Source organism: Streptomyces sp. NPDC048751 (assembly GCF_043198595.1).
Classification (GTDB): domain Bacteria; phylum Actinomycetota; class Actinomycetes; order Streptomycetales; family Streptomycetaceae; genus Streptomyces.
Window position 1 is genome coordinate 60,716 of the sequence record NZ_JBICUX010000023.1, and the last position, 13,976, is coordinate 74,691.

Genomic DNA, 13,976 nt, shown 5'->3' on the forward strand with positions numbered 1-13,976 from the left:
GGCAACCAGTGGACCGAGGCGAGCGTCTTTCCTTCGAACATGTACGGGAACGCGTACGTACGACCGGGAGAAGCCCCCGGGGAGCCTCGGGGAAATCCCCGGGAAAGTCGACAACCCGGTGCCGGGTGGGGCGGCACTACAGTGGGTCGGAACATTCGCAAGCAACAGGGAGCGCATGACGTGCGGCCGGTAGGCAGCAAGTACCTCCTCGAGGAGCCGCTCGGACGCGGCGCCACGGGGACCGTCTGGCGAGCCCGCCAGCGCGAGACCGCGGGCGCCGAGGCGGCCGTGCCCGGCCAGCCCGGAGAGACCGTCGCGATCAAGGTCCTCAAGGAGGAGCTCGCGAACGACGCGGACATCGTGATGCGGTTCCTGCGGGAGCGGTCCGTCCTGCTCCGCCTGACCCATCCCAACATCGTCCGGGTACGCGACCTGGTCGTCGAGGGCGACCTCCTCGCCCTGGTCATGGACCTCGTCGACGGCCCCGACCTGCACCGCTACCTGCGCGAGAACGGCCCCTTCACACCCGTCGGCGCCGCCCTGCTCACCGCCCAGATCGCCGACGCGCTCGCCGCCAGCCACGCCGACGGCGTCGTGCACCGCGACCTGAAGCCCGCCAACGTCCTGCTCCAGCAGAACGGCGGCCAGATGCACCCGATGCTCACCGACTTCGGCATCGCCCGGCTCGCCGACTCACCCGGCCTCACCCGCACGCACGAGTTCGTCGGCACGCCCGCGTACGTCGCGCCCGAGTCCGCCGAGGGCCGCCCGCAGACGTCCGCCGTCGACATCTACGGCGCCGGCATCCTGCTGTACGAACTGGTCACCGGCCGTCCGCCGTTCTCCGGCGGCTCCGCCCTCGAGGTCCTGCACCAGCACCTGAGCGCCGAGCCGCGCCGCCCCTCCACGGTCCCGGACCCGCTGTGGACGGTCATAGAGCGCTGCCTGCGCAAGAACCCCGACGAACGGCCCAGCGCCGAGAACCTGGCGCGCGGCCTGCGTGTCGTCGCCGAGGGCATCGGGGTGCACGCGAACTCCGCGCAGATCGCCGCCGCGGAGAGCGTCGGCGCGCTGCTCGCACCCGACCCGACGCCCGCGCCCGTCCCCGGCTCGGCCGACCCGACCCAGGTCTTCCAGAACGGCGCCGGCGGCTACGACCCGAACGCCGCGACCAGCGTGCTGCCCCACACCGGCGGCCCCGCGGGCGCCGCGGACCCCACCGCCGTCCTGCCCAACACCGGGGCCGCCGACCCGACGGCCGTCATGCCGCCGGTGCCGCAGAACCAGCCCGGCGGGCAGTCGCCGGAGCAGCCCCACCCCTGGCAGAACCAGCTGCGGGCCGCCCGCGACCGCAACGAGCAGACCCAGGTCCAGCAGTACCTGGACCCGGGCGAGGACCCGCTGCGCCGCCGCCCCCAGCGGCAGGTCGCGCGCCCGCAGCAGCAGCCGCGGCCCGCACCGCAGCAACGCCCCCAGCAGCGGCCGCAGCCCGGCTACGGCCATCCGCAGCAGCAACAGCCGCAGCGGTACGCCACGCCACAGCCCCAGCAGCCCCCGCAGCCCCAGCGGTACGCCCCGCCGCCCGCGCCGCCGCAGCGGCAGCGGCCCGAGCGGGAGCCCCGGGCGCCGCGGCAGCGCAGCGCCAACCCGATGAAGATCCCGGGTCTGGGCTGCCTGAAGGGGTGCCTGTTCACGATCGTCGTCCTGTTCGTCGCGGGGTGGCTGGTCTGGGAGCTGAGCCCGCTGCAGGAGTGGATCGGCACCGGCAAGGGCTACTGGGCACAGCTCTCCGACTGGTTCAACACCGTGACCGGGTGGATCGGGGAACTGGGCGGGACTTCCAGCTAGCAGGACGTGACTCTGTGGATTTGTCGACACCTGGCGGGTGATTTCTGTCTCCGCGGTGAAGGTTGGCTCGCCGGACGCGTACTTTTAACGGCAACACGCGTCTGTAGGAGCAGCCTTGGCACGGAAGATCGGCAGCCGGTACACCGCCCACCAGATCCTGGGGCGGGGCAGCGCCGGCACGGTGTGGCTGGGTGAGGGGCCGGACGGCCCCGTCGCCATCAAGCTGCTGCGCGAGGACCTCGCGTCCGACCAGGAACTCGTCGGACGCTTCGTCCAGGAGCGCACCGCGCTGCTCGGCCTGGAGCACCCGCACGTCGTGTCCGTCCGCGACCTGGTGGTCGACGGCAACGACCTCGCCCTGGTCATGGACCTCGTCCGGGGTACGGACCTGCGCACCCGCCTGGTCCGTGAGCGCCGCCTCGCGCCCGAGGCGGCGGTGGCGATCGTGGCGGACATCGCGGAGGGCCTCGCGGCGGCGCACGCGGCCGGGGTCGTACACCGGGACGTGAAGCCGGAGAACGTGCTGCTGGACATGCAGGGCCCCCTCGGCCCCGGCGGCTCGCACCGGGCGCTGCTGACGGACTTCGGTGTGGCCAAGCTCATCGACACACCGCGTCGGACCCGGGCCACGAAGATCATCGGAACGCCGGACTACCTCGCCCCGGAGATCGTCGAGGGCCTGCCCCCGAGAGCGTCCGTGGACATCTACGCCCTGGCCACCGTGCTGTACGAGCTGCTCGCCGGCTTCACCCCGTTCGGCGGGGGACACCCGGGCGCGGTGCTGCGGCGGCACGTCACGGAGACGGTGGTGCCGCTGCCGGGCATCCCCGACGAGCTGTGGCAGCTGATCGTGCAGTGCCTGGCGAAGGCGCCGGCCTCGCGACTGCGGGCCTCGGAGCTCGCCGCGCGGCTGCGGGAGCAGCTGCCGACGCTGACGGGGATGCCGCCGCTGGACGTGGACGAGCCGGACTCGGAGGCGGAGGAGGAGTCCGTACGGGAGGCTCCGCCGGAGGAGCCGGTCCGTTCGGCGCCGGTGCGGCGCGGGGCCGTGCCGCTCGTGCCGGGGGCGAAACCGGCGGACTCCAACCGCGACACCCATACGTCGATGCGGGTCCCCGCGCCCGACGAGCTGGCGGGGGGTGCGCGCGGGACCGCCCGGGCGCCGCGGGCCTCCGGCGCGCCCCGGCCGGGCTCCGCGCGGCACCGGGCGGCCACTCGCCGGCGCCGGCTGGCGCTGGGGGTGGGTGCGGTCGTGTTGGCGACCGCGGTGGGCGTCGGTACGTGGGTGGCGACGTCCGGCGATGACGCGGGGGCGCCCCCGCAGGGGCCGGGCACGTCGGCACCTGCGGCGCCCTGAGACGCAGGAGCTCCACCCCCGCAACCCCGCCAGGGGCTCCGCCCGTGGACCCCGCCTGTGCCCACCCACCACCCGACTCGGTGAGACAGAAAGTGATCCTGGCCCCGGGTGGTGCACCTCTCGTCCTGCCGAGTCGGGTGGTGGGTGGGCAAAGGTCCGGGGGCTGGGGGCGGAGCCCCCAGGAGCGGTGCACCGGTGCCGGGTGCCCAACCGTCGGCCAGGGTCACCTTGCACAGCCCGCTTGGCGGAGCCGTTACGCTGGGGGGCGTGGCAGTCGTCGATGTATCCGAAGAGCTCAAGTCCCTCTCCTCGACCATGGAGTCGATCGAGGCCGTTCTGGACCTCGACAAGCTGAGGGCAGACATCGCCGTGCTCGAGGAGCAGGCGGCCGCGCCGTCCCTGTGGGACAACCCGGACGAGGCGCAGAAGATCACCAGCAAGCTGTCCCACCTCCAGGCCGAGGTCAGGAAGGCGGAGGCACTGCGCGGCCGGATCGACGATCTCGCCGTGCTCTTCGAGATGGCCGAGGAGGAGGACGACCCGGACACCCGCGCCGAGGCCGAGTCCGAGCTCACCGCCGTCAGGAAAGCACTGGACGAGATGGAGGTCCGTACGCTCCTCAGCGGTGAGTACGACTCCCGCGAGGCCCTCGTGAACATCCGCGCCGAGGCCGGTGGCGTCGACGCCGCCGACTTCGCCGAGAAGCTTCAGCGGATGTACCTGCGTTGGGCGGAGCAGAAGGGCTACAAGACCGAGGTGTACGAGACCTCGTACGCGGAGGAGGCGGGCATCAAGTCCACCACCTTCGCCGTGCAGGTCCCCTACGCCTACGGCACCCTCTCCGTCGAGCAGGGCACGCACCGCCTCGTGCGCATCTCGCCCTTCGACAACCAGGGCCGCCGCCAGACCTCCTTCGCCGGCGTCGAGATCCTCCCCGTGGTCGAGCAGACCGACCACATCGAGATCGACGAGACCGAACTGCGGGTGGACGTGTACCGGTCGTCCGGCCCCGGCGGCCAGGGCGTGAACACCACCGACTCGGCGGTGCGCCTCACCCACATCCCCACCGGCATCGTCGTCTCCTGCCAGAACGAGCGGTCGCAGATCCAGAACAAGGCGACCGCGATGAACGTCCTCCAGGCCAAGCTGCTGGAGCGGCGCCGGCAGGAGGAGCAGGCCAAGATGGACGCCCTCAAGGGCGACGGCGGCAACTCCTGGGGCAACCAGATGCGTTCCTACGTGCTGCACCCGTACCAGATGGTCAAGGACCTGCGCACCGAGCACGAGGTCGGCAACCCCGAGGCCGTGTTCAACGGTGAGATCGACGGGTTCCTGGAGGCCGGAATTCGCTGGCGCAAGCAGCAAGAGAAGTAACTTTGTCGACTTGAACACCGCTTCACAACTGCCGCCCCGAGGGCGGCAGTTGTTGTTTGTCGGGGTTTTACATCTCACTCACAGGTTCCAATCCCCAGTAAACGAGGCGGATATGGACATTGCGCCCGCAACGGCCTTGACGTTGCTTTGAAAAATGGGAAGGGTGAGGCGCGGCATGCGTATCTCTGGGGCGCATGTGAACCGGGGGACTTCGCACTTTCCTTCTCCGTTGATCACGGCCCCGAACGCCGCCTCATAGACGATGAGCTACTGGGGGTAGCAACCACATGACGAAGAAGACGCGGATACGTGTCGCGCGGATCGCCGCAGGGGCCGTGATCGCGGCCGGCGCCTCGCTGACCGCCGCAGGTGCCGCTTCGGCACTCGACATCGGCGTCGGCCTGAGCGTCGACGAGAAGGGCGTGGGTGTCGGGGTCGACGTCGACACCGACCCGACCGGCATCCCGACCGAGCCCGGCGACAACGGTGGCACCGGGGACAACGGCGGTACGGGCGACAACGGCGGTACGGGCGACAACGGTGGCACCGGGGACAACGGTGGCACGGGCGACAACGGCGGTACCGGGGACAACGGCGGTACGGGCGACAACGGCGGTACCGGGGACACCGGCGGTACGGGCGACAACGGCGGTACCGGGGACACCGGCGGTACGGGCGACAACGGCGGCACGGGCGACAACGGCGGTACCGGGGACAACGGCGGTACGGGCGACAACGGCGGCACGGGCGACAACGGCGGCACGGGCGACAACGGCGGCACGGGCGACAACGGCGGTACCGGGGACACCGGCGGCACGGGCGACAATGGCGGTACCGGGGACACCGGCGGCTCCGGTGACAACGGCGGCACCGGCAACACCGGCGGCACCGGCACCACCCCCGACGGTGGCTCCAACGACTCCGCTCAGGAGGCCGGCTCCTCGTCGCTGACCGACACCGGCTCGGACAGCACCGGCTCCGGCGCCTCCGGATCCAACGCGCAGGCCCAGGGCAACGGTCAGGAGCTCGCCGAGACCGGTGCCGCGCAGACCACCTTCCTGGTGATCGGCGCCGCGACGATGATCGTCGGCGGTGTCGGCTTCCGTGTCCTGCCCCGCCTGGTGGGCGGCCGCGGCGGCGCCGCTGCCTGACGGTAGCCGCTGCCGTACGGAACGTACGGACGTGTGCACAGGCAAGGGGCCCGGAGCGCATCGCTCCGGGCCCCTCGCGCGTCTTCAGCGGGCCGCTGCGGCCCTTACGCGGTCTGGTGCGCCAGCAGCGCCACCGCGGCGATCAGCACCGCCAGCAGCGCGATGAGCGCCATCGGGTTCAGCCCCGCCAAGAAGTTCTCCTGCTGCAGCCGCTCGCGGTTGGCGCGGCACACGGGGCACCGGCCCTCGCTCACGGGCGCCGCGCAGTTAGCGCACACCAGCCGGTCGTACGTCATGCGCTCGCCCTCCTCGCACAGGTTCCACGTAGACAACGCTCTCGGAAACGAGAACGTTCCCCCTCCACTGTGCCAGGTTCCGGCAAATTCAGCGCGGCCCTCTTGACGGAAGGCCCCGCGGAAGGCTCGACGAAGGGTGCGCGGCTCCCACTCGGTACAAAAGCGCACAACAGTGGCGCAACCCAGTCCGGCGCCTGCGCTCGCGTACCCGCTTCGCGTATGGTCACGCTCATCTACCCCCGGCGACCCGTGGTGCACCCGTGATCCGATTCGACAACGTCTCCAAGGTCTACCCCAAGCAGAGCCACCCTGCCCTCAGGGATGTGTCCCTCGAGGTCGAGAAGGGCGAGTTCGTCTTCCTCGTGGGGTCCTCGGGCTCCGGAAAGTCAACCTTCCTGCGGCTGATCCTCCGCGAGGAGCGGTGCAGCCAGGGCCAGGTGCATGTTCTGGGCAAGGACCTCGCGCGTCTCTCCAACTGGAAGGTGCCGCAGATGCGGCGCCAGCTGGGGACCGTCTTCCAGGACTTCCGCCTGCTGCCGAACAAGACGGTCGCCGAGAACGTGGCCTTCGCCCAGGAGGTCATCGGCAAGTCGCGCGGTGAGATCCGCAAGTCCGTGCCGCAGGTGCTCGACCTCGTCGGGCTCGGCGGCAAGGAGGACCGGATGCCCGGTGAGTTGTCCGGTGGTGAACAGCAGCGCGTGGCCATCGCGCGCGCCTTCGTCAACCGCCCCAAGCTCCTCATCGCCGACGAGCCCACCGGCAACCTCGACCCGCAGACCTCCGTCGGCATCATGAAACTGCTCGACCGCATCAACCGGACGGGCACGACCGTGGTGATGGCGACGCACGACCAGAACATCGTGGACCAGATGCGCAAGCGCGTCATCGAGCTGGAGAAGGGCCGCCTCGTCCGCGACCAGGCACGCGGCGTCTACGGCTACCAGCACTGACGATCCACGGAAAGGCTTAACCAGACGCCATGCGCGCCCAGTTCGTACTCTCCGAGATCGGTGTCGGTCTCCGTCGCAACCTGACGATGACCTTCGCGGTCATCGTCTCCGTCGCCCTGTCCCTGGCCCTGTTCGGCGGTTCGCTGCTGATGAGCGACCAGGTGACCACCATGAAGGGCTACTGGTACGACAAGGTCAACGTCTCGATCTTCCTCTGCAACAAGAGCGACGCCGAGTCCGACCCCAACTGCGCCAAGGGCGCCGTCACCGACGACCAGAAGAAGGCGATCGTCGCCGACCTCGACAAGATGTCGGTCGTCGAGAAGGTGACGTACGAGTCGCAGGACGACGCCTACAAGCACTACAAGGAGCAGTTCGGCGACTCCCCGCTGGCCAGCTCCCTCACGCCGGACCAGATGCAGGAGTCGTACCGCATCAAGCTGAAGGACCCGGAGAAGTACCAGGTCATCGCGACCGCCTTCGACGGGCGGGACGGCGTGCAGTCCGTACAGGACCAAAAGGGCATCCTGGACAACCTCTTCGGACTGCTCAACGGCATGAACTGGGCCGCCCGCGCGGTGATGGCGCTGATGCTCGTCGTCGCGCTGATGCTGATCGTCAACACCGTGCGCGTCTCGGCGTTCAGCCGTCGGCGCGAGACCGGGATCATGCGCCTGGTCGGTGCCTCCGGCTTCTACATCCAGGCGCCGTTCATCGCGGAGGCCGCGGTCGCCGGGCTCATCGGCGGCACCGTCGCGTGCGGATTCCTGGTCATCGCGCGGTACTTCATCATCGACCACGGACTCGCCCTGTCGGAGAAGCTGAACCTGATCAACTTCATCGGCTGGGACGCCGTCCTGACGAAGCTCCCGCTCATCCTCGCGACGAGCCTGCTGATGCCCGCGTTGGCGGCGTTCTTCGCGTTGCGCAAGTACCTCAAGGTGTGACGCATGCCAAGGGGGCCGTACGGACAACCGTCCGTACGGCCCTTCCGCTTGTCCTAGACTCACCGCCATGTCAGGTCGTGACCTGTTCTGTCAGCCCCGCCGCTACGGCCGCGGGGCCGCCCTGACATTGGTGTTCGCGAGCGTGCTCGTCGCCGGTGCCGCCACGGGCTCCCTCCCGGTCGGCGAGCGCGGGGCCGCACCCGGGGAATCCTTCCGGGCCGCCCCCGTCGGCGGCCACGAGGCGGTCGCCCGGGCCGCCGCCGAGGCCATGGCCGACGGCAAGTCCCCCACGGAGGCCGCCGAACGCGCGGTCAGCCGCAGCGGGGACCGCTGGGCCGCCGTCTACTCCCAGGGCGAGTACGAGGAGTTCGAGGACTCCCTCGACGGCGAGTACACCGGCGTCGGCCTGTGGGCGCGCCAGGAGCGCGACGGCCGCATAGAGGTCACGAAGGTGGCGTCCGAGTCGCCCGCCGCGTCCGCCGGGATCCGCGAGGGCGACCTGCTGCGCCGCGTCGACGGCAAGAGCGTCGACGGGCGCCCGGTCACCGAGGTCGTCTCCTTACTGCGCGGTGACGCCACGGAAGCGCCCGCCGGCACCACCGTCCGCGTCGACCTCCAGCGCGGTACCCGCGCGTGGAGCGAGACGCTGCGCCGGGCCCGCCTGTCCACGGACTCGGTCACCGTCCGCCACCTCGCCGACGGGGTCACCGTCATCCGCATCGCCTCGTTCACCAAGGGCTCCGGCGACACCGTGCGCACCGCCGTACGGCAGGCCCCGGCCGACGCCAAGATCGTCCTCGACCTGCGTGGCAACCCCGGTGGCCTGGTCACCGAGGCCGTCACCGCCGCCTCCGCCTTCCTCGACGGCGGCCTGGTCGCCACGTACGACGTGGACGGCGAACAGCAGGTCCTGCACGCCGACGCCGGCGGCGACACCACCCGGCCCCTGGTCGCCCTCGTCGACGGCGGCACCATGAGCGCGGCGGAACTGCTCACCGGCGCCCTGAAGGACCGCGGCCGCGCGGTCGTGGTCGGCTCGCGCACCTTCGGCAAGGGCTCCGTCCAGATGCCCAGCCGGCTGCCCGACGGCTCCGTCGCCGAGCTCACCGTCGGCCACTACCGCACCCCCTCCGGGCGCGGCGTCGACGGCACCGGCATCACACCGGACCTGGAGGCGGACGGGGACGTCCTGCAGCGGGCGCAGACGGTGCTCAGCGGGCTGGGCCAGTAGGCCGCCCCGCTAATCGGCTTTCCCTCCGCCCCCCTCGAAGTGCGAAAATGGCCGCACTATGAGCAAGGGAATGTACGTACCCAAGGAGTCCCAGCAGAAGCAGGGGACGGCCGCCAAGTCCCGGGACGGGGAGAAGGGCGGCAAGCGCAAGATCGTCGCGCAGAACAAGAAGGCCCGCCACGACTACGCGATCATCGACACCTACGAGGCCGGGATCGTGCTCACCGGCACCGAGGTCAAGTCGCTGCGCCAGGGGCGGACCTCGCTGGCCGACGGCTTCGTCCAGATCGACAGGGGCGAGGCGTGGCTGCACAACGCCCACATCCCCGAGTACAGCCAGGGCAGCTGGACCAACCACTCCGCGCGCCGCAAGCGCAAGCTGCTGCTGCACCGCGAGGAGATCGACAAGCTGGCGGCGAAGGCCGAGGAGACCGGTCACACGATCGTCCCCCTCGCCCTGTACTTCAGGGACGGCCGGGCGAAGGCCGAGATCGCGCTGGCGCGCGGCAAGAAGGAGTACGACAAGCGGCAGACACTGCGGGAGAAGCAGGACCGGCGGGAGACCGACCGCGCGATCGCGGCGGCGAAGCGGCGGCAGCGCGGCGCGTAGGGAATACGGTGGCACCGGTCTGCGTTGGTCACGTACGATGGTGACTGCACCCCACAGCGGGTGCGCACCCCTCTCCGGAGGGATTGTCAACACAACATGGGGATGATCGGTTTCGACAGCGGCTGTCGAAGCAGGGGAAGCGTGTCGAGGAAGCGGCAATGATCTCGTAAACCATATGTCGCAAAAAATAATCGCCACTACCAAGCGCGATTCCCAGGCCTTCACCCTCGCTGCCTGATAGGCAGTGAGCGGAGGCCCCTTAATGGGTGTCAGCCCGGGAGTGTTCCCGGCCCGGATCCTGGCATAATTTAGGGAACTAAACCATCGAGCCCGGTCACGGGGCTCGCTGGGAAACCAAACAGTGACTGGGCCCGTCGGCGACTTGTTCGCGTGATCGCCGGGGCCGAGAAAATCACAGCGAACTGCACACGGAGAAGCCCTGATTCTGCACCGTTGGACGCGGGTTCGATTCCCGCCATCTCCACGATCGGGAAGGTCCTCGGACCTCCCACCCATGTGGCTGAAGCCCCGCTGCTCGCGAGCAGCGGGGCTTTTGCTGTGAGGAGGGGGTGGTGAACATGAAAGGCGAGCCGGCCTGCGCTTCCACGCCCGGATCCTGGACGAGCGGGAGACATCGTGAACCACTCCGACCCCCGGCCGCTCCTGGTCCGCGCGCAGGACGACGCCTGGGCCCTGGACGATTTCGTGGAGCTCCCCGACGCCCTCACCGACCGCCTGCACTCCTGGTCCCAGGCCCGCCCCCGAGGCGGCTTCACCTCCCGCCCGGCGCTGCGGCGGCACGTCGCCGAGGGCCTGGACGTGGCCCGTGCGCTGGCGAAACACCTCGGCCCGGACTGGGCCGTCCGCTACTGGGACGAGCAGCACCGGACCGAGAAGTTCGTCTGCTGGGGATGCGGACGCACCAACCTCACCCCCGACGCGCACGGCACCCCGCCGCACCCCGTCCACATCATCGTCCAGGCCGAGTACCAGTGGGGTCCGCTGCGTGCCGACGGGTTCGGGGACTTCGCCCCCGACGACCCCGCCGCCGCGCTCGACCTCTCCGACGACCTGGTGGCCGACCTCAACGCCTGGTCGCAGGGCCACAAGGCCGCCATCGACGGCTGGCTGGACGACCGCGACGACGCCCGGGAGCAGGCGGCCATGGAACGACTGTGGCGAGAGGGCGAACTCCTCACCGAACGCGTCGCCCGCGCACTGCACCCGGGCCGGACCGTCTCCTACGGAGGCGTCTGACGGCGCCCGGTCGACCCACCTCCGGTCAGCCCACGGCCGTCACCGCAGACTGAACGTCGACAGCCGCATCCCCTCACCCCGCACGACCAGGTACACGTCCGTACGCCCCTTCGCCGCCCCCGACAGCTCGGCCGTCACCGTCTCGTACGTGTACGGCGACGAGGTCCCGGCGAAGCGGGCCGTACCGAGCACCCGGCCGGTGGGGGAGCCCTGCCGGACCTCCACCGTGGCGGACGACCCGGCGACGCGGGCGCTGAACGTCGAGGCACCGGCGCACAGTCGGGTGTCCGCGAACCTCAGCCACGCCCGGTCGGCCGCCGAACCCACCGCCGTGCCGCGTGCCTTGGACTCGTCGACGAGCCGGATGCCGCTGTAGTCGTCGAAGTTCTCCGCGCGCGTGACCGCCGACAGGTCCCGGGGCGGGATCGTCTCGCCCTTCACCTGCCAGGTCGTACGGGAGCGGAGGTCTTCCGAGGACGCCCCGGCCAGGACGTCGTACGTGCCGGTCTCCACCACCCACTTCGAGCGGGTGACGTCCCAGTGGGCCAGGTCGCGGGCGGCCAGATTCAGGCGGACCGTCCTCGACTGGCCCGGCTTCAGCGAGACCCGCTCGAACGCCTTCAGCTGCTTCAGCGGCTGCTTGTCGCGGGACGTGCGCTGGTGGACGTACAGCTGCACCACCTCGTCACCGGCCCGCTTGCCGGTGTTGGTGACCTGCACCTCGTAGCCGCCGTGCACGCGCCTCAACTCGCCGAAGCGGAAGGACGTGTACGACAGGCCGTACCCGAAGGGGTAGAGCGGGCGGCCCCGGAAGTACTGGTAGGTGCGGTCGGACTTGATGATGTCGTAGTCGAGAATCGACGGCAGGTCGGACGCCGAGCGGTACCAGGTCTGGGTGAGGCGCCCGGAGGGGTTGGCGTCGCCGTAGAGGAGGTCGGCGAGCGCGTTGCCGGTCTCCTGGCCCGCGTGGGAGGTCCACAGCAGCGCCGGGATGTCCTTCTGCAAGGCGCCGAGCGTGGTCGGATAGCTGTTCTGGACGATCACGACCGTGTGCGGGTTGGCCTTGCGGACGGCTCTGACCAGGGCTTCCTGGGAGGGGGCGAGGCTCATGTCGGTGCGGTCGTGAGCCTCGCGGCCGTTGATCGACGGGTTGGAGCCCACCACGACCACGGCGGTGTCCCTGCCCCGGACCGCGGCCACGGCCTCCTTCAGGCCGTCACGGACGACGCCCTTCGTGTAGTGCGCGGCCCGTTCCTTCGGGACCAGGCCCAGGGTGCCGTCCTCGCCGGTCGGGCCGAGGTAGACCGGGTTCGACCACCAGGACTCCTCGGTCTCGTACCCGGCGTACCGCAGCAGGGAGGAGCCGTCGTTCTGCGGCTCCATCCGGAACTGCTGCTGGGCGAACCAACCACCCGGCTGCACCTGGTCGTTGACGAAGTTCGACCAGTTGTAGCCGACATAGCGGCCGTTGGCCGCCGAGCGGAGGGTGACGATGCCCTGACCCCAGTCGAACACGTCGAACTGGGTCTCCGGGGTCGGTGCGGAGGCGCTCTCCTTCAGAGTCGCGCCCGCCGTGCCCGTCCCCGCCGTGACGTACGTGCCGGTCGCCGTGTCCTTCAGGGTGATCCGGTCGACGCCCTCGCTGCCCGTGACGGGCGTGCCCAGCTTGGCAGCGATGCCGTCGGCGGGGGTGACCGCGTACGGCAGGGTGCCGGAGTACCAGTCCGTGAACACCGAGTCGGAGAGGGGGCCGACGACGGCCACGTTCTTCCGGGACGCCTTCAGGGGCAGGGTGTTCGCCTGGTTCTTCAGCAGGACCGCGCCCTCGGTCGCCGCCTCGCGGGCCAGTTTCCGGTGGGCCGGGCTGTCGATCACGGACTTGTCGATGGCGCCGTACTTGCCGCCGCCCGGGTCGAACTCGCCGAGGCGGACCCGGACGGAGAGGATGTGGGAGGCGGCCGTGTCGATGTCGGACGCGTCCAGCAGGCCCTGCCGCAGGGCCGACTTGACCGCGTCGACCGTGGGCCCGGAGTCCGCGTTGTTGTCCGTGAAGCTGTCGACGCCCGCCTTCAGGGCGACCGCGTCGCCCTCGGCGAGGGTGGGGAAGTAGCCCTGGTCGCCGGGGAGGTTGGCCGGGGCGAAGGCGTCGGTGACGTTGAACAGGTCGCGGTCGGTCCAGGAGCGCACGACGTCGTTCAGGTCCGGGTTCACCGTGTTGGGGCGGCCGTTGACCAGGTTGTAGGAGGACATCACGCCGGTCGCCGCGTCCGCCTCGATCGCCGGCTTGAACGCGGCCTCGTCGTACTCCTTCGCCACGCGTGGGCGCAGGTCGGAGGAGGTGGTCGTGCGGTGCCACTCGTTGTTGTTGGCCAGGTAGTGCTTCAGGGTGGGCGCCGTCTTGAGGTGGTCCGGGTCGCCACCCGTCAGGCCCTCGCCGTACGCCGTCGACAGGGCGCCGGTCAGCTTCGGGTCCTCGCTGTAGCCCTCCTCGTTGCGGCCCCAGCGCGGGTTGCGCAGCAGGTTCACCACGGGCGCCCACAGATTGAGGCCCCAGCCGTCGGGCCGCTCCTGCTGGAAGCCGCGCGTCTCGTCGCCGACCGCCGAACCGACCCGCCGCATCAGCTCCGGGTTCCAGGCCGAGGCCAGCCCGATGGCCTGGGGAAACACGGTGGCCTCGCCGAGCCAGGAGACACCGTGCAGGGCCTCGGTGCCGGTGCGGAACGACGGGATGCCGAGGCGGGGGATCGCGGGTTGGTACTGGTGGAGGAGGGAGACCTTCTCGTCGAGGGTGAGGCGGCCGAGCAGGTCGTCGACACGCTGCTCCACCGGCAGCTTCGGATCGCGGAAGGGGTACGTCTGTTCGGCCTGGGCCGGGACCGTGGCGCCGAGGCCCGCGATCAGGGCGAGGGCCACCACCAGTGTCGTTCTGTGTCTTCTTCGCTTGCCTCTCATGAA

At 70.5% G+C, this 13,976-nt stretch carries 11 protein-coding genes and 1 other RNA gene; 10 read left to right on the top strand and 2 right to left on the bottom strand.

Going from position 1 to position 13,976, the window contains the following annotated elements:
- Positions 1–180: 180 nt before the first annotated feature.
- The 4 genes from ACGFNV_RS42845 (at position 181) to ACGFNV_RS42860 (ending at position 5,730) form a co-directional block, all read left to right on the top strand.
- On the top strand, positions 181–1,848 hold the full coding sequence (locus ACGFNV_RS42845; RefSeq protein WP_393630644.1) for a protein kinase: 1,668 nt from the start codon (positions 181–183) through the stop codon (positions 1,846–1,848).
- Between the two features lie 115 nt (positions 1,849–1,963).
- Positions 1,964–3,205, top strand: a complete 1,242-nt coding sequence (locus tag ACGFNV_RS42850; RefSeq protein WP_393630646.1) for a serine/threonine-protein kinase — start codon at positions 1,964–1,966, stop codon at positions 3,203–3,205.
- Positions 3,206–3,472: 267 nt separating this feature from the next.
- The gene (prfB, locus tag ACGFNV_RS42855; RefSeq protein WP_393630648.1) at positions 3,473–4,579 is read left to right on the top strand and encodes a peptide chain release factor 2; all 1,107 of its coding nucleotides are present in this window, start codon (positions 3,473–3,475) and stop codon (positions 4,577–4,579) included.
- Between the two features lie 287 nt (positions 4,580–4,866).
- Entirely contained in the window at positions 4,867–5,730 is an 864-nt protein-coding gene (locus ACGFNV_RS42860; RefSeq protein WP_393630650.1) for a hypothetical protein, read from the top strand.
- 104 nt (positions 5,731–5,834) lie between these two features.
- Here the strand turns inward: ACGFNV_RS42860 and ACGFNV_RS42865 are convergent, their stop codons facing one another.
- Complete coding sequence (locus ACGFNV_RS42865; protein WP_133931420.1) at positions 5,835–6,026, bottom strand: hypothetical protein; 192 nt, start codon at positions 6,024–6,026, stop codon at positions 5,835–5,837.
- Between the two features lie 260 nt (positions 6,027–6,286).
- On the opposite strand from ACGFNV_RS42865, the gene ftsE reads away from it, so the two are divergent.
- From ftsE to ACGFNV_RS42895, 6 genes are all read left to right on the top strand, one after another.
- Entirely contained in the window at positions 6,287–6,976 is a 690-nt protein-coding gene (gene ftsE / locus ACGFNV_RS42870) for a cell division ATP-binding protein FtsE (RefSeq protein ID WP_133931419.1), read from the top strand.
- A gap of 29 nt (positions 6,977–7,005) precedes the next feature.
- Positions 7,006–7,923, top strand: coding sequence for a permease-like cell division protein FtsX (gene ftsX / locus ACGFNV_RS42875; protein WP_133931418.1), 918 nt, complete (start codon positions 7,006–7,008; stop codon positions 7,921–7,923).
- 67 nt (positions 7,924–7,990) lie between these two features.
- On the top strand, positions 7,991–9,154 hold the full coding sequence (locus tag ACGFNV_RS42880; protein ID WP_393630652.1) for a S41 family peptidase: 1,164 nt from the start codon (positions 7,991–7,993) through the stop codon (positions 9,152–9,154).
- Between the two features lie 70 nt (positions 9,155–9,224).
- The gene (smpB, locus tag ACGFNV_RS42885; protein WP_393630654.1) at positions 9,225–9,764 is read left to right on the top strand and encodes an SsrA-binding protein SmpB; all 540 of its coding nucleotides are present in this window, start codon (positions 9,225–9,227) and stop codon (positions 9,762–9,764) included.
- A gap of 98 nt (positions 9,765–9,862) precedes the next feature.
- Positions 9,863–10,251: a transfer-messenger RNA gene (ssrA, locus tag ACGFNV_RS42890) on the top strand.
- Positions 10,252–10,400: 149 nt separating this feature from the next.
- Positions 10,401–11,021: a hypothetical protein gene (locus ACGFNV_RS42895; RefSeq protein ID WP_393630656.1), complete on the top strand. Its 621-nt coding sequence runs from the start codon at positions 10,401–10,403 to the stop codon at positions 11,019–11,021.
- A gap of 39 nt (positions 11,022–11,060) precedes the next feature.
- Here ACGFNV_RS42895 and ACGFNV_RS42900 read toward each other — a convergent pair whose 3' ends face one another.
- Positions 11,061–13,973 (bottom strand): glycoside hydrolase family 3 C-terminal domain-containing protein, encoded by a 2,913-nt coding sequence (locus ACGFNV_RS42900; RefSeq protein ID WP_393630658.1) that lies wholly within the window; start codon positions 13,971–13,973, stop codon positions 11,061–11,063.
- Between the last annotated feature and the right edge of the window lie 3 nt (positions 13,974–13,976).

Bases quoted from the DNA above. Each gene is read 5' to 3' on its own strand.
- ACGFNV_RS42900 (WP_393630658.1), bottom strand. From the start codon at position 13,973: ATGAGAGGCAAGCGAAGAAGACACAGAACGACACTGGTGGTGGCCCTC.
- ACGFNV_RS42860 (WP_393630650.1), top strand. From the start codon at position 4,867: ATGACGAAGAAGACGCGGATACGTGTCGCGCGGATCGCCGCAGGGGCC.
- smpB (WP_393630654.1), top strand. From the start codon at position 9,225: ATGTACGTACCCAAGGAGTCCCAGCAGAAGCAGGGGACGGCCGCCAAG.
- ACGFNV_RS42865 (WP_133931420.1), bottom strand. From the start codon at position 6,026: ATGACGTACGACCGGCTGGTGTGCGCTAACTGCGCGGCGCCCGTGAGC.
- ftsX (WP_133931418.1), top strand. From the start codon at position 7,006: ATGCGCGCCCAGTTCGTACTCTCCGAGATCGGTGTCGGTCTCCGTCGC.
- ACGFNV_RS42880 (WP_393630652.1), top strand. From the start codon at position 7,991: ATGTCAGGTCGTGACCTGTTCTGTCAGCCCCGCCGCTACGGCCGCGGG.